This is a genomic window from Cellulosimicrobium cellulans, assembly GCF_007679345.1.
Lineage (GTDB): Bacteria > Actinomycetota > Actinomycetes > Actinomycetales > Cellulomonadaceae > Cellulomonas > Cellulomonas cellulans_A.
This window is the reverse complement of record NZ_VEGH01000008.1, coordinates 95,337-115,309: the sequence shown is the minus strand read 5'-3', so window position 1 is coordinate 115,309 and position 19,973 is coordinate 95,337. Positions and strand designations below refer to the sequence as shown.

The 19,973-nt window shown below is 76.7% G+C and carries 16 protein-coding genes; 8 read left to right on the top strand and 8 right to left on the bottom strand.

What is annotated here, in order from left to right; all coding sequences use genetic code 11:
- Nucleotides 1–90: 90 nt before the first annotated feature.
- Together FS882_RS12325 and FS882_RS12320 are read right to left on the bottom strand one after the other, a co-directional pair.
- Nucleotides 91–972 carry a glycosyltransferase family 2 protein gene (locus FS882_RS12325; protein ID WP_410053279.1) on the bottom strand — a complete coding sequence of 294 codons (882 nt, stop codon included), beginning with the start codon at nucleotides 970–972 and terminating at the stop codon, nucleotides 91–93.
- Between the two features lie 191 nt (nucleotides 973–1,163).
- A complete protein-coding gene (locus tag FS882_RS12320; RefSeq protein WP_158373357.1) occupies nucleotides 1,164–1,988 on the bottom strand; it encodes a DUF5926 family protein in 825 nt (274 codons plus the stop codon).
- A 96-nt stretch (nucleotides 1,989–2,084) separates the two neighbouring features.
- Here FS882_RS12320 and pgm point away from each other — a divergent pair, with 96 nt between their 5' ends.
- A complete protein-coding gene (gene pgm, locus FS882_RS12315; protein ID WP_158373356.1) occupies nucleotides 2,085–3,758 on the top strand; it encodes a phosphoglucomutase (alpha-D-glucose-1,6-bisphosphate-dependent) in 1,674 nt (557 codons plus the stop codon).
- Nucleotides 3,759–3,819: 61 nt separating this feature from the next.
- On the opposite strand, the gene FS882_RS12310 is transcribed toward pgm, so the two are convergent.
- Complete coding sequence (locus FS882_RS12310) at nucleotides 3,820–4,644, bottom strand: MerR family transcriptional regulator (RefSeq protein WP_262348282.1); 825 nt, start codon at nucleotides 4,642–4,644, stop codon at nucleotides 3,820–3,822.
- 110 nt (nucleotides 4,645–4,754) lie between these two features.
- Between FS882_RS12310 and FS882_RS21015 the strand changes: the two genes are divergently transcribed.
- Nucleotides 4,755–4,919, top strand: coding sequence for a hypothetical protein (locus tag FS882_RS21015; protein ID WP_187365279.1), 165 nt, complete (start codon nucleotides 4,755–4,757; stop codon nucleotides 4,917–4,919).
- Here FS882_RS21015 and FS882_RS12305 read toward each other — a convergent pair.
- Nucleotides 4,909–5,580: a DUF998 domain-containing protein gene (locus FS882_RS12305; RefSeq protein WP_158373354.1), complete on the bottom strand. Its 672-nt coding sequence runs from the start codon at nucleotides 5,578–5,580 to the stop codon at nucleotides 4,909–4,911. The two genes, FS882_RS21015 and FS882_RS12305, sit on opposite strands and share 11 nt — an antisense overlap.
- Nucleotides 5,581–5,667: 87 nt before the next feature.
- Here FS882_RS12305 and FS882_RS12300 point away from each other — a divergent pair, with 87 nt between their 5' ends.
- On the top strand, nucleotides 5,668–6,348 hold the full coding sequence (locus FS882_RS12300; RefSeq protein ID WP_158373353.1) for an HAD family hydrolase: 681 nt from the start codon (nucleotides 5,668–5,670) through the stop codon (nucleotides 6,346–6,348).
- 91 nt (nucleotides 6,349–6,439) lie between these two features.
- Here the strand turns inward: FS882_RS12300 and FS882_RS12295 are convergent, their stop codons facing one another.
- On the bottom strand, nucleotides 6,440–6,733 hold the full coding sequence (locus FS882_RS12295) for a GNAT family N-acetyltransferase (RefSeq protein ID WP_158373352.1): 294 nt from the start codon (nucleotides 6,731–6,733) through the stop codon (nucleotides 6,440–6,442).
- Between the two features lie 71 nt (nucleotides 6,734–6,804).
- On the opposite strand from FS882_RS12295, the gene FS882_RS12290 reads away from it, so the two are divergent.
- Nucleotides 6,805–8,211 (top strand): MFS transporter, encoded by a 1,407-nt coding sequence (locus FS882_RS12290; RefSeq protein WP_158373351.1) that lies wholly within the window; start codon nucleotides 6,805–6,807, stop codon nucleotides 8,209–8,211.
- 283 nt (nucleotides 8,212–8,494) lie between these two features.
- Here FS882_RS12290 and FS882_RS12285 read toward each other — a convergent pair whose 3' ends face one another.
- Nucleotides 8,495–12,994, bottom strand: coding sequence for an SCO7613 C-terminal domain-containing membrane protein (locus FS882_RS12285; RefSeq protein WP_158373350.1), 4,500 nt, complete (start codon nucleotides 12,992–12,994; stop codon nucleotides 8,495–8,497).
- A 262-nt stretch (nucleotides 12,995–13,256) separates the two neighbouring features.
- On the opposite strand from FS882_RS12285, the gene FS882_RS12280 reads away from it, so the two are divergent.
- On the top strand, nucleotides 13,257–15,029 hold the full coding sequence (locus FS882_RS12280; RefSeq protein ID WP_158373349.1) for a pyruvate dehydrogenase: 1,773 nt from the start codon (nucleotides 13,257–13,259) through the stop codon (nucleotides 15,027–15,029).
- A gap of 86 nt (nucleotides 15,030–15,115) precedes the next feature.
- Here the strand turns inward: FS882_RS12280 and FS882_RS12275 are convergent, their stop codons facing one another.
- Nucleotides 15,116–15,808 carry a FadR/GntR family transcriptional regulator gene (locus FS882_RS12275; RefSeq protein ID WP_158373348.1) on the bottom strand — a complete coding sequence of 231 codons (693 nt, stop codon included), beginning with the start codon at nucleotides 15,806–15,808 and terminating at the stop codon, nucleotides 15,116–15,118.
- A gap of 231 nt (nucleotides 15,809–16,039) precedes the next feature.
- Between FS882_RS12275 and FS882_RS12270 the strand changes: the two genes are divergently transcribed.
- Nucleotides 16,040–16,600, top strand: coding sequence for a gluconokinase (locus FS882_RS12270; RefSeq protein ID WP_158373347.1), 561 nt, complete (start codon nucleotides 16,040–16,042; stop codon nucleotides 16,598–16,600).
- Complete coding sequence (locus tag FS882_RS12265; protein WP_158373346.1) at nucleotides 16,600–18,003, top strand: GntP family permease; 1,404 nt, start codon at nucleotides 16,600–16,602, stop codon at nucleotides 18,001–18,003. Before FS882_RS12270 ends, FS882_RS12265 begins: the two co-directional genes overlap by 1 nt.
- An 85-nt stretch (nucleotides 18,004–18,088) precedes the next feature.
- On the opposite strand, the gene FS882_RS12260 is transcribed toward FS882_RS12265, so the two are convergent.
- A complete protein-coding gene (locus tag FS882_RS12260) occupies nucleotides 18,089–18,418 on the bottom strand; it encodes a YtxH domain-containing protein (RefSeq protein ID WP_262348266.1) in 330 nt (109 codons plus the stop codon).
- Between the two features lie 145 nt (nucleotides 18,419–18,563).
- Between FS882_RS12260 and FS882_RS12255 the strand changes: the two genes are divergently transcribed.
- Nucleotides 18,564–19,970, top strand: a complete 1,407-nt coding sequence (locus FS882_RS12255) for an APC family permease (RefSeq protein ID WP_158373345.1) — start codon at nucleotides 18,564–18,566, stop codon at nucleotides 19,968–19,970.
- The last annotated feature ends 3 nt before the right edge of the window (nucleotides 19,971–19,973 follow it).

Genomic DNA, 19,973 nt, shown 5'->3' with positions numbered 1-19,973 from the left:
ACCCCCGTGACCGGCGACCCCGCGCCGCTGCGGGATCGGTTGCCGCCCAGCGTACGGCCGACCCCCGACAGCCCCTCCGGGGGTCGGGCGTCAGCCCTTCTTGCGCGGCGCCGCCCCGATCGAGCGCAGCCGCCGCGCGGCCACGGCGAGCTGCACGTCGCGGTACTGCGCCGCCCGGTGCATCTGCCCGCGCAGGTCGCTGCCCGAGGGCCGGTGCCGCAGGTCGCACGGCACCTCGACGGCCACGAACCCCTTGCGCAGCAGGTCGATCGTCATGCCGGTCTCGACGCCCCAGCCCCGGGCGAGCGGGGTCGCCGCCTCGAAGGCCTCGCGGGTGAGGCAGCGCATGCCGGACAGCGGCTGCGTCGGGGTCCAGCCGGTCAGCGCCTGGATGGCCCGGCGGGCCGCGCCCACGACGATGCCGCGGCCACCCGCGCCGGGCTGCGGGGGCAGCAGCGCGATCGACACGTCGGCGGTGCCCTCCAGCACCGGTGGGACCAGCGGGGCGGTGTTGACGGCGGTGTCACCGAGGTCGCCGTCGATGAACAGCAGCAGGCGCGGCGGGCGGTCCGGGGCGTCGCGCATGGCGACGACGGCGGCGCCGGTCTCCATCGCGGCGGCCTTCCCGCGGTTGTGCGAGTGCCGGACGACGACGGCACCGGCCTCGCGGGCGACGTGCTGGGTGTTGTCCTCGGAGCCGTCGTCGACGACGAGGACCAGGTCGACGTGCGGGATGGCCCGCGCGGAGCGGACGGTGGCCGCGATGCGACGGGACTCGTCCTTGGCGGGGATGACGACGGCCACGCGCTGCCGGGACCGGCCGGTGCGGGACGTCGTGGTGGGCGCCTCGAGCGGCGCGGGCTGCTGGGGCCCGGACCGCCGGGCGGCGCGCGGCGCGGCGGGCTCCTTCCCCTGGGCAGGGCGGTCGCCGACCGGTCGTCCCTCGGTCCTGTCCTCCGCCTCGCCCGTCACGCGGGTCAGCCTATCGATGCGCGCGGGACCCGCGCGCCGTCCGGGGCGGGACACGCGGACGCTGCACACGACGGTCACACAGGCGGCGCGGCGCCGTCACCAGCGGCTCCATCGCGGCCGGTTGAACGCGGGCACGGCGGAGGCCGCCCCACGGGACCGGTGGGGTCCCGCGGGGCGGCCTCCGGCCGGGCTCAGCGGAGCGTGACCTGCCGGGCGACGATGCCGGCGCGGGCGCGGCGCGCGTTCGCGTCGAGCGGCTCGGTGTCCTCGAGCGCGGCCGTGAACCGGGGGGCGAACTCGGCGACCGCGGCCTCGACGTCCTCGGCCTCGGACCCGCGGGCGAGCTCCCACACCGGGACGACGAGCCCGTTGGACCGGAAGTAGCCGATGAACTTCGCGCCGTCGAAGCCCGACTCGCGGCGGCCGTGCAGGCGGGCGAGGCCGTCGATGACCTGCTGCTCGTCGTGCGGCTGCGCCCAGCGCAGGTACTCGCGCGCACCCATGCGGACCCAGTACGCGGCGTCGACCGCGGCCAGCTTCTTGGTGTCGACGACGCCGGCGTCGGCCTCCTCGATGGCGGCCTTCAGGTCCGGGGTCATCTCGGTGTCGGCGGCGACCCAGTAGGCGAAGCTCTCCTCGACCGTGACCTCGAACGGCACGGTGGTGTCGAGCACGTCCTGCAGGCGCGGGCCGGGGCCCGCCAGGCCGGCGTTCTGCACGGCGGTGCCGGGCTCGGAGTCGAGCGCCTCGAGCAGGGCGGCGGCGAGGTCGCGGCTGGCGTCGCCGGAGCCGCCGACCACCTGCAGGGCGAGCAGCACGACGCCGTCGGCGCGGTGCAGCGCCGCCCAGCCGTCGGGCAGCACGGTCGTGACCGTGACGTCGCGCGCGCCGTGCTCGGCGTTGGTGCGGGCGGTCGCGGTGGCGGCGGGCACGAGCTCGCGCAGGGCGACCCAGTCGGGCTCACCGGGGAGGCCCTCGAAGGGGCGCAGCACGAAGTCGACGGTGGAAGAGGCCATGCACCCAGGCTACCGGGCCGCGAGGCGCCCCCGCCGTGGTCCCCAGGTCGCCCGCTCGACCAGCCGCGCGGCGGTCGTCGGTGGCAGGATCGGGCCATGGACCCGCGCGCCGGAACCCCTGCCCAGCCCTCCGACCTCGTGGACGTCGACGCGATGCTCGCCGCGTACCACGACCGCCGCCCCGACCTGGAGGATCCCGCGCAGCGCGTGGTGTTCGGCACCAGCGGTCACCGCGGCTCGAGCCTCGACGGCGCCTTCAACGAGGCGCACATCGTCGCGATCACCGCCGCGATCGTCGAGTACCGCCGCAGCCAGGGCACCGACGGTCCCCTGTTCATCGGCCGCGACACCCACGGGCTGTCCGAGCCCGCGTGGCGGACAGCGCTGGAGGTGCTGGCGGCCGCCGGCGTCGAGGTGCGGGTGGACGCCCGCGACTCCTGGACCCCGACGCCCGCCGTGTCGCACGCGATCCTCCTGCACAACGGCGCGGCGACCTCCGAGGGCGTGCGCGCGACCGGGCCCGGCCTGGCCGACGGCATCGTCGTCACCCCGTCGCACAACCCGCCCCGCGACGGCGGCTTCAAGTACAACCCGCCGCACGGCGGCCCCGCCGGGTCCGAGGCCACCTCGTGGATCGCGGACCGGGCGAACGAGCTGCTCGCCAGCGGCGTGGACCGGGTGCCGCGCGTCAGCGTGGACGCCGCCCTCGCCGCGGACACCACCCGCAAGCACGACTTCCTCGGCGCGTACGTCGACGACCTCGCGCACGTGCTCGACCTGGACGCGATCCGGTCGGCGGGCGTGCGGATCGGCGCGGACCCGCTCGGCGGCGCGTCCGTCGAGTACTGGGGCGCGATCGCCGAGCGGTACGGCCTGGACCTGACGGTGGTGAACCCGCGCGTCGACCCGCAGTGGTCGTTCATGACCCTCGACTGGGACGGCAAGATCCGGATGGACTGCTCGTCACCGTCGGCGATGGCCTCCCTGGTGCACGCGATGGAGGGCGACTCGCCGTTCGACATCGCCACCGGCAACGACGCGGACTCCGACCGGCACGGCATCGTGACGCCGGACGCCGGACTGATGAACCCGAACCACTACCTGGCCGTCGCCATCGGCTACCTGTACGCCGGTGCGCGGCCGGGCTGGCCCGCGGACGCCGCGATCGGCAAGACGCTCGTGTCGTCGTCCCTGATCGACCGGGTGGCGGGCAGCCTCGGCCGCCGGCTGCTCGAGGTGCCCGTCGGGTTCAAGTGGTTCGTCCCCGGCCTGCTCGACGGGTCGGTCGGCTTCGGCGGCGAGGAGTCCGCGGGCGCCTCGTTCCTCCGCAAGGACGGCGGCGTGTGGACCACCGACAAGGACGGGATCATCCTGGCGCTGCTCGCCTCGGAGATCCTCGCGACGACCGGCAGGTCGCCGTCGCAGCACCACGCCGACCTGGTCGCCGGGTTCGGCGAGTCCTGGTACGCGCGGGTCGACGCCCCGGCGACCCTGGAGCAGAAGGCCACCCTCGGGAAGCTGTCGCCGGAGCAGGTCACCGCGACCACGCTCGCCGGCGAGGAGATCACCGCGAAGCTCACCTCCGCGCCGGGCAACGACGCGCCCATCGGCGGCCTCAAGGTGACCACCGAGAACGCCTGGTTCGCCGCCCGGCCGTCGGGGACGGAGAACGTCTACAAGATCTACGCCGAGTCGTTCGTGAGCCCCGATCACCTCGCCCAGGTGCAGGAGGCGGCGAAGGACGTCGTCTCCGACGCCCTCGGCGGCTGACCCGCACGCCGGCCCCGCTCCGCGAGGAGCCGGGCCGGCGCGGCGCGCCCCGCCGCGGCGGTCAGGCCGTGGCCACCGGGAGGCAGACCCGGGTGACCCAGGCCGACGGGTCGGGCTCGGTCACCGGGCCGACCACGTACACGTTGCGCATCGGGCCGGCGACCCGCAGGCCGCGCGCCGCGATCCACGCGCCGAGCTCGGCCATGACCGCGCCGACGCCCTCGTACGGGCCGTGCAGCTCGCCGACCACGGCGTCGACCGCCGGCTCCTCGACGTACCGCACCCCGTCGGCGTCCGGGAACGGTCGGGCCACGTCGAGCTGGACCTCGACGTCGGCGTCCTGCTCGACGAAGCCCTCGTCGTGGAACACGGCGACGGCCGCCGCGTCCGGGGCCGGGGCGACACCGGCGGCGTCGAGCGCGGCCCCGAGCCGCTGCCAGAGCAGGCCCTCGTCGTCGTAGGTCGGGATGACGCCGCGGAGCGACGCGACGCGGCGCGCGGGCAGGGTGGTGCGGGTGACGGTGGTGGACATGACGGGTCCTTCCAGATCGGCGAGGAATCGGTCGATGTCCGCGAGCCGGCCCTCCGCCACCGCGATCTCCGCCTGCACGGCGCGCCGCCGCTCGAGCAGCACCGCCCGCAGCCGCGCCTCGTCGTCGAACGGGGCGCACGCCGCGAGGTCGTGCACACCCACCCCGGCGTCGCGCAGCGCCCGGACGCGTCCGGCCGTGCGCAGCAGCGCGGGGTGGTAGCTCCGGTACCCGCTGGACGGGTCGACCCGGGTGGGCGGGAGCACGCGGTGCTCGTCGTAGTGCCGCAGCATGCGGATGCTGAGCATCGACAGGCGCGAGAACTCGCCGATCGTGAGGAGCCGGTCGTCGGACATGTCCACGACCCCACACCCTGCCACCGTGCGAGGGTCCAGCCCTTCGGCGCGCGCCGCCGCCCGGACGCGCCTAGCGTGGCCCGACCAGGCCGCACAGCGAAGGAGCAGTGATGAGCGAGGACGTCACGCCGTTCCCCGAGGACTCCCCCGACTCCCTGACCGAGCCGGACGTGGACGAGATTCGCGACGAGGAGGTCTCGGACGACGAGGTCGCCCGGTCGATGCCGGACGCCAGCCCGTCCGACCAGGACCCGGGCTCGTACCTCAACCCCTGAGACCGCCCGCCGCGCCGAGCCTCGGTGACGACTCGGCGCGGCGGCGCGACAGCAGCGCGAGCACCAGGGCGAGCGGTGCCAGCGACTCCGCGCCGGCCACCGCCCGCTCGGCCAGCCCCTCGACCGCGCCGCCCCGGGCGGACTCCGCGACGAACCAGCCCAGGAGCCCCAGCAGCGCCGCCGTCGCCGGCACCAGCACCGCCGGGCGCAGGGGTGCCGGGCCGCTGCGACGCGCCGACGCCGCCGGCCACAGCGCGAGCGCCCCGAACGCCACGCCCGCCGCGGCCCCGTGCGCGTGCGGCGCGGCGTCGAGCGGCAGCAGGCCGACCGCCGCCGTGGCGACGCCGCCGAGCGCGAGGCCGAGCCGGCCCGCCCACGGCACGCCCCGCAGGCCGGCCGCGGTGGCGACGTGCGCGCCGCCGGTCACCAGGAGCGCCGCGGTCATGACACCGGGGTGCGGCACGTCCGCGGTGGCGAGCTCGCTGATCGTCCGGCGCTCCGGGTCGAACCCGGGCGCGACGGCCTCGGCGACCAGCCAGCCACCGATCATCGCGACCGGCGCGACGACCGCCGGCACGACGGCCCAGCGGCGAGGGGCCGCGGTGCGGGAGCCGGCCGCGAGGGCGGGACCGGGGGACGCGGCGCGGCGCGGGCGGGGCATCGCCGCACGCTAGCCGCGGGGCCCGCCGTCCGCCCGCCGGGGCCGCCCCGGGTCGCGGGCCCGGCCGCCAGCCGCTAGACCGGGGGCATGACCGGCACCGACGCACCCACCGCCGTCCTGCTCGACATCGACGGGACGCTCGTCGACTCGAACTTCCTGCACGTGCACGCCTGGGTCCAGGCGTTCGCCGAGGTCGGCCACCCCGTCGACGCCTGGCGCGTGCACCGGCGGATCGGCATGGGCTCCGGCCGCCTGATCGGCGAGCTGCTCGGCGACGACGCGGACCGTCTGGGCGACGACGCGAAGGAGCAGCACACCGCGCGGTACACGGAGCTCGCCGGGCTGCTCCGCCCGTTCGACGGCGCGCGCGACCTGGTGCGGACGCTGGCGGACCGCGGCGTGCGCGTGGTGCTGTCGACCTCGGCGGCCCCCGAGGAGCTCGAGAGGCTCCGGGCGACGCTCGACGTCGACGACCTCGTGCAGGTCACCGGCGCGGAGGACGTCGACGAGGCGAAGCCCGAGCCGGACCTGGTCCACGCCGCGCTCGACCTGGCCGGGGTGCCGGCCGACCGGGCGGTGTTCGTCGGCGACTCGGTGTGGGACGTCGAGGCCGCCGTGCGCGCGGGCGTGCCGTGCATCGGCGTCCTGTCCGGCGGCACCTCGGAGGCCGAGCTGCGGGACGCCGGGGCCACGGCGGTGGTCGAGGACGTCGCGGCGCTGCTGCGGGACCTCGACGCGACGCCGGTGGGGGCGCTGCTGCGCGGCTGACGGGGCAGTCGGAGGGCGCGGCCGCGATGCCGCGTCGCCGCGTCGTCCCTCGCGCCCCCGAGGTCAGGCGGTCGGGTCGCCCCCGGCGGGGTCAGGCGGCCGGGTCGGCGACCAGGTCGCCGTACTCCGGGTGCTCCTCGACGAAGGCCCGCACGAACGGGCACCGCGGCTCGATGCGGTCCCCCGCGGCCCGCACCGCGTCCAGCGCCTCGCGCACCAGCGTCGAGCCGATGCCGTGTCCCTCCTGCCGCGGGTCGACCTCGGTGTGCGTGAACACCACGATGCCAGGGCGCCGCCGGTACTCCGCGACCCCGAGCACGGTCCCCTCGTCGTCGGTGATCTCGAACCGCTGCTGGTCGGCCACGTCCGTCACGCGCGTCGTCATGCCGCCGAGCATCCGACCGACCGGCCGATATCCGCGAGCGGGGTGTCGGCGGCGGGTGCGACACTGACGACGTGCTGGGGCCCTACCGCGACGTGCTCTCCCGTCCGGGGGCGCTGGCGTTCTCCTCCGCCGGCGTCATCGCCCGGCTGCCGATGTCCATGGTCGGCATCGGGATCGTGCTGATGATCCAGGCGCTGTACGGCTCGTACGGCCTCGCCGGCAGCGTCTCGGCGGCGTACGTGCTGGCGCAGGCCGTCTGCTCGCCCCAGCTCGCGCGCCTGGTCGACCTGCACGGGCAGGCGCGGGTCATGCGCCCCGCGGTCACGGTCTCCGCCACCGCGCTGGTCGGCCTGGTCGCGTGCGCGCTCGCCGACGCCCCCGTCTGGTCGCTGTACGTCACCGCCGTCGTGGTCGGCGCGACCGTCGGCTCCTTCGGCGCGCTGGTCCGCGCCCGCTGGTCGCACGTCCTCGACGACCCGCGGGCCCTGCACACCGCGTACTCGCTGGAGTCGGCGCTCGACGAGCTGGTGTTCGTCGTCGGCCCGATCCTCGCCACCACGCTCGCGACCGCCGTCACCCCGTCGGCCGGCCTGATCGTGCCCGTGCTGGGCATGGTGCTCGGCGGGTTCTGGTTCCTCGGCCAGCGGGCGACCCAGCCGCCGCCGCACCCCCGCGAGGCCGTCACCGCCCCCGACGGGACCCCGGTGCGACGCCGCTCGGTCATGCGTTCCGGGGGCATGGTCGTGCTGGCGGTCGTGTTCGTGGCGATGGGCGCGATCTTCGGCGGCACCGACGTCAGCACGGTCGCCTTCGCCGAGGAGTCCGGCACGCCCGGGCTCGCCGGCGTCATCCTGGCGGTGTTCGCGTGCGGGTCGATGATCTCGGGCCTGCTCTACGGCGCCCGGCACTGGACCACCCCGCTGTGGCGGCGGTTCGCGATCGGGATGGTCGCGCTGGCGCTGGGGGCCTCGCTGTTCGTGCTCGTCGACTCGATGGCGATGCTGGCGGTCGTCATGTTCGTCGCCGGCTTCGCGATCGCGCCCACCCTGATCAACGGCAACGGGCTCGTGCAGGACCTGGTCCCGCGCGAGCGGCTGACCGAGGGCCTGACCTGGGTCGGCACGTCGCTCGGCGTCGGGGTGTCGGTCGGGTCCTGGGTCGCGGGGCTGCTCATCGACCGGCAGGGGTCGCACGGCGGGTACCTCGTGGTGGTCGGCGCGGCGGTGCTGGCGGTCGTGGCGGTGCTGGGGTCGCTGCGGGTCCTCCGGGCCGGGGCGGCGGCGGGCGCGGCCGGGGTGCCGGCGGCGGGCGCGGGCGCGGAGGCGACGAGGGCGGCTGGCGCGGCCGGCGAGGGCGCGGCGGGCGCGGCCTCGGCCGGCGCTGCGGCGACCACCCGGATCGGGGACGCCGACGCCGACGCCGAGGGCGTGTCCGCGGTCGACCGCGCCGCAGCGCCGCGGGGCGACGCCCGGCGCTGAGCGCGCTCCGGCGCGGGTCGGGCGCTCGGCGGGCGAGCCGCGTCCCGCGCCGGCAGCCGCGCCGGCCACCGGACGCCGGACGCCGGACGCCGAGCGCCGGACGCCGGACGCCGAGCGCCGAGAGTGCATCGAACACGTCGACCGAGCATCCAGCGGGTACTCGCTCGACGCGTCGGTTGCACACTCGGTGACGGCCGGCCGCACGCGCACGCGCGCGCCGGTGCGCCCAGCCGCGCACGCGACGGCCCGCCGCCCGCGCACCGGGTGACGCGCCGGCCGCGGCTCAGCGCAGGACGCCCCCGGCGGTCGCCCGTCCCTCCGCCACCGCGGTGCGACGGCGCTCCGCGAAGACGCCGAGCACCAGCAGCAGCCCGCCCGCGGCGAGCAGCGTCAGCAGCCACGGACCCGCCGAGATCGTGCGCCCGAGCTGTGCCGCGAAGACGCTCAGCACCGCCACCGGCAGCGCGCCCGCCCCGAGGACGAGGGGCGCGCGCAGCATCTCGCGGGCTCCCTCGAGCATGAACCCGAGCGCCAGGACGACCACGAGGATCGCGCGCCACGTCATCGGGTCGGTCCAGATCGCCAGCATCGACGGGCCGAGCGTCGCCAGGATGCCCGGGGTGAGCGTGGCGAGCGACGTCGCGCGGCCGACCGGCCACGCGGGGCGCACCCCGACCGGGCCCCCGGGGCCGGCACCCGCCCCGACGCCCGGGACGGTCCCCGGTCGGACGGGCGTTCCCGGCCCGGCGGCCGGACCGGCGAGCGACGCGCGCAGCGCCACCCAGCCCATCGCCGTCAGCGCGAGGCCGAGCGGCAGCGCGAACACCTCGACGCGCAGCTCGCGAGGGCTCCACGCGCCGATGGCCCACGCGAGCGCGGCGAGCCACAGCACCCAGCCCGGCGGGACGTCGGTCGCGAGCGAGCCACGCGGCCGGGAGGCCTCGGACCGCACCGCGGCGACGGCGAGCGCGAGCAGTCCGAGCTCGACGACCCACCCCGTCCAGGTCAGCGCCCAGGACGGCCGCACGGCGACGAGCGCGCCGACGGTGAACGCGAGCAGTGCCGGCGCGAGCGCCCAGCGCCGCAGCGCGGCGGCGCGAGCGGCGCGGCGCGCGTCCGGCCAGGCGGGGGCCGCGGGCGGACGGACGCCGAGGACGGCCGCGGGCGCAGCCGCACCCACCGGTGCAGCCGCACCGGCCGGCGCGGACGCGAGCCGGTCGACCAGCAGCCGACCCAGTACGCCCAGCAGCACCGCCCCGACGAGCGACCACAGCAGCGCCGCCCCGAACAGCCGGGCGTTGGCGACCCCGCCCGCGACCGGCGTGCTCGCCGCGAGGTGCGCCGCCCGGACCGCGCCCGCGACCGCCGCCGCGGCACCGCCGGCCAGCAGCGGCTCGGTGAGCGCCGACCAGGCCCGCGGGCCTGCGGCCCGCGGGCGGTCGAGGGCCCCGGCCGCGACCGCGAGCGCCGCGACGGCGAGCAGGACCGCCGACCGGACGCCCACGTCGCGCCCGGCGAGGGCGAGCAGCAGCGTCGGGGCGACGAGCAGCGCGACCCCGGCCGCCACGAGCGGCCGCCAGCGGTCGCCCCGGCGCGTGAGGAGGGTGCCGACCACGACCGCGGCCAGCGCCGGGGGCGCCGTGTACGCCTCGACGAGACCGACGCCCCACCACACGAGCGCCGACCACGCCACGCCGCACCACAGCAGCGCCGCCGGCCACCAGGCGAGCCGCCGGTCCGGCCGCATCGCCACGGCGGTCGCCCCCGCACCCAGCAGGGCGCAGAGCACCAGCACGGTGTCGGCACCGGTGGGCGTCCGGGCGATGCCGAGCAGCAGCGCGACGGCGCCGGTGCCGGCGGCGGCCAGCTCGACCGCCACCCGCGCGCGGTCGCCGGGGGTGCCCGGGGCGCGGTGCCGCAGCCGGTCGCCGATCGCGGGTGCGGCGACCGCGGCTGCGGCGGCGAGCACCGCGACGACGGGCAGCAGCACCGGGGAGCCGGAGCCCGGCAGCAGCACCGCGCCGGCGCAGATGACGACGACCGCGACCGTGGGCAGCACGAGAGCCGCCGCGGAGACCCGGGCCCACGACGGCACCGGCCGGCGGCGCGTGTCGAGGAGCAGGACCTCCACGAGCAGCAGCGCCGCGGCGGCGCCCGCTCCCCACCAGGTGCGGTCGACCGCGACGGCCGCCACCGCGACCACGGCGGGGACGAGCGCGACGACCAGCACGCCGAGCCAGGTGTCGTCGCCGACGCGGGGCAGCACCACGAGCGCCGCCGCGACGACGAGCAGCGCCACCGCGACGCCCCCGGCCACGCCGAACCCGTCCCAGCCGGACCAGGCCAGCACGGCCGCCAGCACCGCGCCGGCGTAGGCCGTGGCGAGGCCGACGAGGACCGCGCGGACGTCCCGCGGCAGCAGCGCCCGCGCCCGCAGCAGCAGGGCGGCGACCGCGACGGCGCCGAGGGCGGTCGTCGGGCGGGACACCCAGCTCAGGAGGGCGAGGAAGGCGACCTGCGCGAACGCCGCCGGGACGAGGGTGGCGCGCCACGGCACCCGCGGAGCGGGGCGCACGAGCGCGGGGCCGGACGGGGCACCCGCGACGCCGGGAAGGCCACCCGCGACGCCGGGCACGCCACCGGCGACACCGGACGCGGCGACCGGTGTGCCCGTCGCGCCACCGGCGGCACCCGATGCCGCCCCGACGACGCCCGGCGCGCCACCGGTCGCGCCAGCACCGCGGGCGGGCGGGATCTCCGGGCTGACGGCGGTGCCCGCGCCGGCGGACACGGCGGGCACCCGACGCGCCACCTCGACCAGCGTCGCGGCGAGCACGATCTCGGCGACGAGCAGCGGGACCGCCCACGACCGCAGGAGCGCGACGGCGAGCCAGGCGGCGAGGACCACGCCCGCGGGGAGGCAGGCCCGTCCGACGACCACGGCCGCGTGCTGGCGCCACACCGTGGCGCGGACCAGCACCGCGCCGGGCGCCACCGGGTACCGGGGCGGGGCGGGGTGCCCCGGCACCGGACCGCCCGGCACCGCCCGGCCGGGCGCGCGCGGGCCCGCGACGGGGACCGACTCCGCCACCCGCGCGAGGGGGACCCGGCCGATCGCCGCGAGCGCCCCCGCGAGCACCACGGCGGCGAGCACCGGGCCCGCGCCGGCGCCGAAGCCCGTCGCGTCGAACGCGCCGGGCGCCAGCGCCCAGCCGGATCCCGCCCAGCCGGCGCCCACCCGGGGGGAGCCGCCGTCGACCCCGACGGCACCGAGGAGCCCCAGCGTCTCCAGGACGCCCGCCGCGACCCCGGGCCCGGTGGTGAGCACGAGCGCCGTCCACCCGCCTGCGACCTGCGCGCGGTACCGCGCGTCGGTCGCGCGGTCGCCGGGGAGCAGCCGCGGCACCAGCACGAGCAGCGCCCACGCCGCGGCGGCCGCCGTCGGCACGGTGCCCAGCGGCGCGGGCAGCAGGGACGCGACCGCCACGCCCGCCGACAGCACGGCCATGCCGCCGGCGACCCACACCCACGCCGCGGCGGCGCCCCACGTGGGCCGCTCGGCGAGCGCCTGCGCGCGGGTCGTCGCGGCCGCCAGCAGGAGCGCCAGCGCGAACCCGCCGGTCTCCCAGCCGGTGCCCGGCTCCGGGAGCACGACGGCGGCGACCAGGGCGCCGCCGACCAGTGCGAGGGCCGCGAGGGCGAGCAGCGCGTCGACGACGGCCCCGTCGGTGCCGAACCGCCCGGCGACCGCCCGGCGGTACCCGGCGCGGACGAGCGTCACGAGCGCCGCGGCGAGCAGGGCCAGGTGCCACGCCCACGGACCCGGCCAGGCGGCGGCGACGCACAGGGGCACGAGCGGCAGCGCCAGCACCGCGACGGTCCACGCGCGGACCCGGACGGCGAGGCCGGCGGCGGGCAGGCCCACACCCACCGCGAGCAGCAGGAAGGCGAGCGCCAGCCACCGGACGGGCCCGTCCGCCAGGAGCGCGATCATCCAGGCGTCCACGACGGCGAGGGCCGCGACGAGCCCGCCGACCGCCTCCGCCGACGCGCCCAGGCCGCTCCGGCGGAGCGCGAGCGTCCCGGCCACGGCGCCGGCCGTGGCGACGAGCATCACCACGACCCGCGGGCCCGGCGAGCCAGCCAGGAAGAAGAACGCGAACACGAGCGCCGCCGCCGCGACGAGCCCGGCACCGGCGAGCACGAACAGCCGGGCGACGTCGAAGGGCCGCTCGGGTGCGGCGGCGGGCACCGGGGCGGCGGGTCGGCCGGGCCCGCGCGGCGGGACCGCACCGCGGGACGGCGCGCCCCCCGCCGCCGGCGCGGGCCCCCAGGGCGGCACCCGGCCGGGCGCCGGCATCCCGACGGGCGGGGGGACCGGTCCGGGCGCGGAGACCGGGCCGCGCGGAGGGACCGATCCGTGCGCGACGGGACCACCCGGGGCGCCCGGGGCGCCCGGGGCCTCCGCCACCGGCCGCCACGCGGTCGGCCGCGCGGAGCCCGGGTCGGCGGCGCGCGGGCCCGGGGCCTGCGCCCCGCTCGCCCTCCCGGCGTCCGGCACCCCCGCGCCCTGCCGCGCCCGCACGCCGTCGACGACCTCCCGCCGCGCGTCGAGCGCCCGGACCGCCGCCCACGACGCCTCCGCGATCCGTGCCCCGTCGGCGCCGCCCAGGTCGAGCCCGCACCGGGTGCAGCGCGTCGTCGTGAGGGTCGCGCCGCACGCGGCGCACCGCGTGAAGTCGAGCAGCTGGCGCCGTGCGGCGTCCACGGGGGTCGGTTCCACGAGCCGAGCGTGCCAGGTCAGGCGGCTGCGGGGCGGCTCGTCCACCGTTCCTCCCCACGGAATCACCGTGTCGGACCCGCGCGGCCCGACGCCGCCCGACTCCTCGGCGCCCGCCGGCGGCGCGCGGCGCTCGACGTGCCGACGGACCGCGTCCGCGACAGGCTGGCACCGTCCCCCGTGACCGACGAGACACCGCCCCCGGGTGGCACGCGGGCAAGTCATGGGATGAATATGGCCTGACGACAACGACAGGAGTGATCCCGTGGCACGCAGCAGCACGGTGGCCGACCAGCTCGTCGCCCAGGTGGTGGCGGCCGGGGCCAAGCACATCTACGGCATCGTCGGCGACAGCCTGAACCCGGTGGTGGACGCGGTCCGCCGCGCCCGGGCCGCGGGCGAGGACATCCAGTGGGTGCACGTCCGGCACGAGGAGGCCGCCGCGTTCGCCGCGGCCGCCGAGGCGGAGATCACCGGCGACCTCGCCGTGTGCGCCGGCTCCTGCGGCCCGGGCAACCTGCACCTCATCAACGGCCTCTACGACGCGAACCGCAGCCGGGTCCCGGTGCTCGCGATCGCCTCGCACATCCCGAGCGCGCAGATCGGCACGCAGTACTTCCAGGAGACGCACCCGGACCGGCTGTTCGTCGAGTGCTCGGTGTTCTCCGAGATGATCTCGTCCGCCGCGCAGGCCCCCCGCGTCATCCGCAGCGCGATCCACCACGCCTACGGCGCCCCCGGCGTCGCGGTGCTGACGCTCCCCGGCGACGTCGCCGACCTGGAGGCACCGCCCGCCGGGACCGACACCCTGGCCCGGCCGCGCAAGCCGCGCGTGGTCCCCGCCGAGGCCGACGTCGCCGCCCTGGCCGCCGCGATCGACGGCGCCAAGAAGGTCACGATCCTGGCCGGCGCGGGCGTCCGCGGCGCCCACGACGACGTCCTCGCGCTGGCGGACAAGATCGCCGCGCCCGTCGGGCACAGCCTGCGCGGCAAGGAGCACATCCAGTACGACAACCCGTTCGACGTCGGGATGACCGGCCTGCTCGGCTACGGCGCGCTCCAGGCGTCGATGGACGAGGCCGACCTGCTGATCCTGCTCGGCACCGACTTCCCGTACGACCAGTTCCTGCCCTCCGACGTGCGCACCGTGCAGGTCGACATCGAGCCGACCCGCCTCGGCCGCCGGACCCGGAACGACCTGGCGGTCGTCGGCGACGTGGGCGAGACCGTCCGCGCGCTGCTGCCGCTGGTCGAGCGGAAGAAGTCCCGCCGGTTCCTGGACCAGATGGTGAAGAAGCACGAGAAGGCGATGGGCGGGGTCGTCGGCGCCTACACCAAGGACGTCGAGCACCACCGCCCGATCCACCCGGAGTACGCCGCGGTCGTCCTCGACGAGGAGGCCGCCGACGACGCCGTGTTCACGGTGGACACCGGCATGGGCAACGTCTGGGCCGCGCGGTACCTCACGCCGAACGGCCGCCGCCGCGTCATCGGCTCGTTCCTGCACGGGTCGATGGCCAACGCGGTGCCGCACGCGATCGGCGCTGCGCTGGCCGCCCGGGACTCCGGCGCCGAGCGGAAGCACGTCGTGGCGATCGCGGGCGACGGCGGCCTGTCGATGCTGCTGGGCGAGCTCATCACGCTCGTGCACTACGACCTGCCGGTGAAGGTGATCCTGTTCGACAACGCGACGCTGGGCATGGTCCGGCTGGAGATGCTGGTCGACGGCCTGCCGAGCTACGGCACCGACTCCCCCGCGATCGACTACGCGGCGCTCGGCACCGCCCTCGGCATCCCGTCGGTGCGCGTCGAGGACCCGACGCAGATCCGGTCGGCGCTGCGCCAGGCGTTCGCGCACGACGGCCCGGCGCTGGTCGACCTGGTCACCGACCCGCGGGCCCTGTCGATCCCGCCGAAGATCACCCGCCAGCAGGTCAGCGGGTTCACGGCGGCGATGAGCAAGGAGATCCTCGGCGGCGGGATGGGCGAGGTCATGGCGATGGCCCGCTCGAACCTGCGCAACGTCCCGCGCCCCTGATCCCGCCGAGATAGGGCCTCCGCGCCGAGGTAGGACCGCACGAGGTCCTACCTCGGCGAGACGGTCCTATCTCGGCGAGATCGTGGTCAGTGCAGGTCGCCGAGGGCGGCGCGGATCTCGCTCGTGATCACCGTCATCGCCCGCTCGGCCGCCTCGGGGTCGCGGCGGCGCACCGCCTCAGCCACGGCGGCGTGCGCGTCCAGCGCCTCCGCGCGCGGGCGGGAGGGCATCAGCCCGTGCCGGGTCCGGCCGGCGAGCACCTCGGCCACCACGCCCGTGAGCGCGCCGAACATCTCGTTGCGCCCGGCCCGCAGCAGCAGCGCGTGGAACTGCTGGTCGACCTCGAGGAACTCGTCCAGCCGGCCGGCCTCCCCGAGGTCCCGCAGCCGCGCCATCAGGGCCAGCAGCTCGTCGACCTCCTCGGGCGACGCGTGCCGCGCGGCGGCCGCGGCGGCGACCGGCTCGACCGCGGCGCGCAGCTCGGTGAGCGAGCGCAGCTGACCCAGGCGCCCGGGGCCGGCGAGCCGCCACCGGATCACCCGCGGGTCGAACACCATCCAGTCGGACGACGGCCGCACCACGAGCCCGACCCGCCGCCGGGAGGTCAGCAGACCGAGCTGCTCCAGCGAGCGCATCGTCTCCCGGGCGACGGTGCGGGACACGCCGAACCGCTGCTGGAGCTGCTCCAGCGTCAGCACCGTCCCGGCCGGCAGCGTGCCGGCGGTGATCTCCGCGCCGACCGCCTCCAGCACCGTGCTGTGCAGCACCTCGACCGCCACGACTCTCCTCCTGCCACCCTGCGGGGCGTCCCCTCGACGCGCGACCTCCGGACGGCCGTGCCAGGGTCGCACACGGGAGCGGGAGCGCAGGTCACGCCCGCCCCTCGCACCACAGGTGACATCTTTGGGTTACAAAGGTCGCATCTTTGTGGCAGAGTGTCGGCACCCCGGGGCGACCCGGGGCAGCGCCCGGACGCTCACGCCCGGACAACGACGTCAAGGAGGGCAGCGATGCCGGAGGTCCAGCACCTCGTGATCATGGGTGTCTCGGGGTCGGGGAAGACCACGACCGCGCAGATCCTCGCCGACCGTCTCGGCTGGCCGTACGCCGAGGCCGACGAGTTCCACCCCCAGGCCAACATCGACAAGATGTCGGCGGGCACCCCGCTGACCGACGAGGACCGCTGGCCGTGGCTGCGCGCCATGCGGGACTGGCTCACCGAGCAGTCCCGCGCCGGCCGGTCGACCATCGTCACCTGCTCCGCGCTGCGCGTCGCCTACCGCGACGTGCTGCGCGAGGCCGAGGGCCGCGTCCGGTTCGTGCACCTGCAGGGCACGATCGAGGCGATCGGCGAGCGGATGTCCGGCCGCGCCGGGCACTTCATGCCGACGTCCCTGCTGCCCTCGCAGTTCCAGACCCTCGAGCCGCTGCACGACGCCGAGGACGGCGTCGTGGTGCCGGTCGAGGTCTCGCCCCACTCCGTCGCCGACGCCGCCCTGCGCGAGCTCGGCATCGACCCCGCCACCGCACGCGCCGGCACGACGCCGGCGACCTCCCCCCAGGAGTCCTGATGCTCTCGCTCCCGACCGCAGCACCGTTGCTGCTGGCCGCCGCGGCCGACGACGCCGCGCCCGCGGTCTCCGACACCCGGCTGATCGTCGCCGCCGTCATCGGCATCGCGGTGATCGTCGCCCTGATCGTCTGGGTCAAGCTGCACCCGTTCCTCGCCCTCATGCTCGGCGCGGGCGTGCTCGCCGTGGCCGCCGGCCTGCCCTACGTCGACGCGTTCACCTCGTTCACCGCGGGGCTCGGCACGACCGTCGCCGGCGTCGGCATCCTCATCGCGCTCGGCGCGATCATCGGCAAGATGCTGATCGACTCCGGCGGCGCCGACCAGATCGTCGACTCGATCCTGGCGCGCACGCCGGTCCAGCGGCTGCCGTGGGCGATGGCGTTCGCCGCGTTCATCATCGGCATCCCGCTGTTCTTCGAGGTCGGCGTCGTCCTGCTGATCCCGGTCGTCATGCTCGTCGCGCGCCGGTCCAAGGTGTCGATGATCGTCGTCGGCATCCCGGCCCTGGCCGGTCTGTCCGCCCTGCACGGCCTGGTGCCCCCGCACCCCGGCCCGCTGATCGCGATCGACGCCCTGGGCGCCGACCTCGGCCTGACCCTCGGCCTCGGCCTGCTCGTCTCCATCCCGACGGTCGCGATCGCGGGCCCGCTGCTCGCGAAGCCGATGGCGCGCTGGGTCCCCCTCGACCCGCCGACCGAGATCCTCGGTGCCTCGGACCGCGCGGACGACGCGCGCCGCCCGTCGTTCGCCACCGCGCTCACCGTCGTGCTGCTGCCGGTCGTGCTCATGCTGGCCCGCACGCTCGCCGAGACCGTCGGCTTCGAGGACTCCGCCGCCGGGCAGGTGCTGGACTTCGTCGGCACGCCGCTCGTCGCGCTGCTCATCACCGCGCTGGTGTCGCTGGTCCTGCTCGGCACGCGCCAGGGCCGCGACCGCAGCATGGTCAGCAAGCTCGTCGACTCCTCGTTCGCCCCGATCGCGAGCATCCTGCTCATCGTCGGCGCGGGCGGCGGCTTCAAGCAGACACTGGTCGACTCCGGCGTCGGTGACGTCATCGCCAAGGGCCTCGCGGACGCCCCGATCTCCCCGCTGCTCGCGGCGTGGCTGGTCGCGGTGCTGATCCGCGTCGCCACGGGGTCCGCGACCGTCGCCACGGTCACCGCTGCCGGCATCGTCGCACCGCTGGCCGAGGGCCTGTCCCCGACGCACGTCGCCCTCATGGTGCTGGCGATCGGCGCCGGCTCGGTGTTCCTCAGCCACGTGAACGACGCCGGGTTCTGGCTGGTCAAGGAGTACTTCAAGATGACCGTCGGCCAGACGTTCAAGACGTGGTCCCTGATGGAGTGCGTCCTGTCCGTCACGGCCCTGGTGGTCGTCCTCCTGCTGAGTCTCGTGATCTAGGAGCGCCGAGATCGCAGAAGAGGCGGGGTTCGCGACGTGCGAACCCCGCCTCTTCTGCGTGGTCGACGGGCCGCCGCCGCCGGGCTCAGGCCCCGGGCGGGGTGACCGGCGTGGTCGGCGTGGTGCCGGCCGGCGGGGTGGTGCGGGTCGCGCCGGTGGCCTCGGTGTCGTCGTCGGAGCCGCGCGACACGGCGCTCTTCACGGCGTCGACGGCCTTGTCCTTCAGCGCGACGCCCTGGTCCTTCGCGAACCCGGCCGCCTTCGACTCCAGGTCGTCGACCGTGGACTGCACCCGCGGGTCGTGCCACGCGTCGGACGCCCAGCCCTTGATCTTCTCGAACTGCGCGCGACCCGCGCGGGTCCCGAGCACGTAGCCCACGCCCGCGCCGAGGACGAATGCCAGCTTGCCCTTCATGCCTGACCTCCCGAGATGTCCTGGTGGTCCGATCGAGCCTAGGGGCGGGGGTCGTCGTGCGCCCGGCGAGCCCGCGGGTGCGGCGCTCGCCGCGCGCGCCGCCGCGCCCGGGAGCACAGTGACCCCCGGAGGGGGAGGTGCGCAGATGGGCGAGTCCACGCAGGTGACCCAGGACCAGCAGCCCGCGCTCAGGCGGTCGATCGGCCGGACGGTGCTGCTGCTGTTCGTCGTCGGGGACATCCTCGGCGCCGGGATCTACGCGCTCACCGGGACGGTCGCGGCCGAGGTGGGCGGCGCGATCTGGCTGCCGTTCCTGCTCGCGTTCGCGCTGGCGGCGCTCACCGCCACCGCGTACGCCGAGCTCGTCGCGCGCTACCCGCGGGCCGCCGGTGCCGCCCTGTACGCGAACCGGGCGTTCCGTCGGCCGTTCCTGACCTTCCTGGTGGCGTTCGCGGTGATGATGTCCGGCATCACCAGCGCGTCGGCCGCGGCGCGCGCGTTCGGCGGCGACTACCTCGCGGAGCTGCTGCCGTTCGGTGTGCCGACGGTCGTGGCCGCATGGGTGTTCCTCGGCCTGATCACGCTGGTCAACGTGCTGGGCGTCTCGGAGTCCGTGCGGGTCAACGTGGTGCTGACGCTGATCGAGGCGACGGGGCTGCTGGTGATCGTCGCGATCGGCGTCGTGGCGCTGGTCCGCGGCGAGGGCGATCCCGGCCGCGCCCTGGAGCTGCGCACCGAGGGCGCGACGTGGATGGGCGTGCTCGGTGGCGCGGCGCTGGCGTTCTACGCGCTGCTCGGGTTCGAGGACTCGGTGAACCTGGCGGAGGAGGCGAAGCACCCGCGGCGCGACTACCCGCGGGCGCTGTTCGGCGGCCTCGCCATCGCCGGTGCCATCTACCTGGCCGTGGCGTTCACGGCGTCGATGCTGGTCGAGACGGACGTCCTGGTCGGCTCGACGGGGCCGCTGCTCGAGGTGGTGAAGGTCGCCGGGCTGGTCTTCCCCGCCTGGCTGTTCGCGCTGATCGCCCTGCTCGCGGTGATGAACACCGCCCTGATCAACATGATGATGGCCTCGCGGCTGGTGTACGGGATGGCTCGGGAGCGGATCATCCCGGCGCTGTTCGGGCGGGTGCAGGCCCGCCGCCGGACCCCGGTGGTGGCGATCGCGTTCACCGTGGTGCTCGCGCTGACCCTCACCGCGACCGGGGACCTCGGGGACCTCGCGGACACCACCGTGCTGCTCCTGCTGCTGGTGTTCGCGGTGGTGAACGTGGCGGTCCTGGTGCTGCGGCGGCGACCGGCTTCCGAGGACGGCGACGGCGACGGGCCCGAGCGCGTCGAGGGTGACTCCGCGCGGTCGTTCCGGGCGCCGACCTGGGCGCCGGTGGTCGGTGCCGTGGTGTCGCTGGTGCTGGCCTCCCCGCTGACCGGGCGGGAGGGGTCGGTGTACCTGCGGGCCGCGGTGCTGCTGGCGATCGGCGTCGTGCTGTATGTGGTGAACCGGCTGGTCGTCGGGAGGGTGGACGCGGACGACGCGGCGCTGGCAGGCTGACGG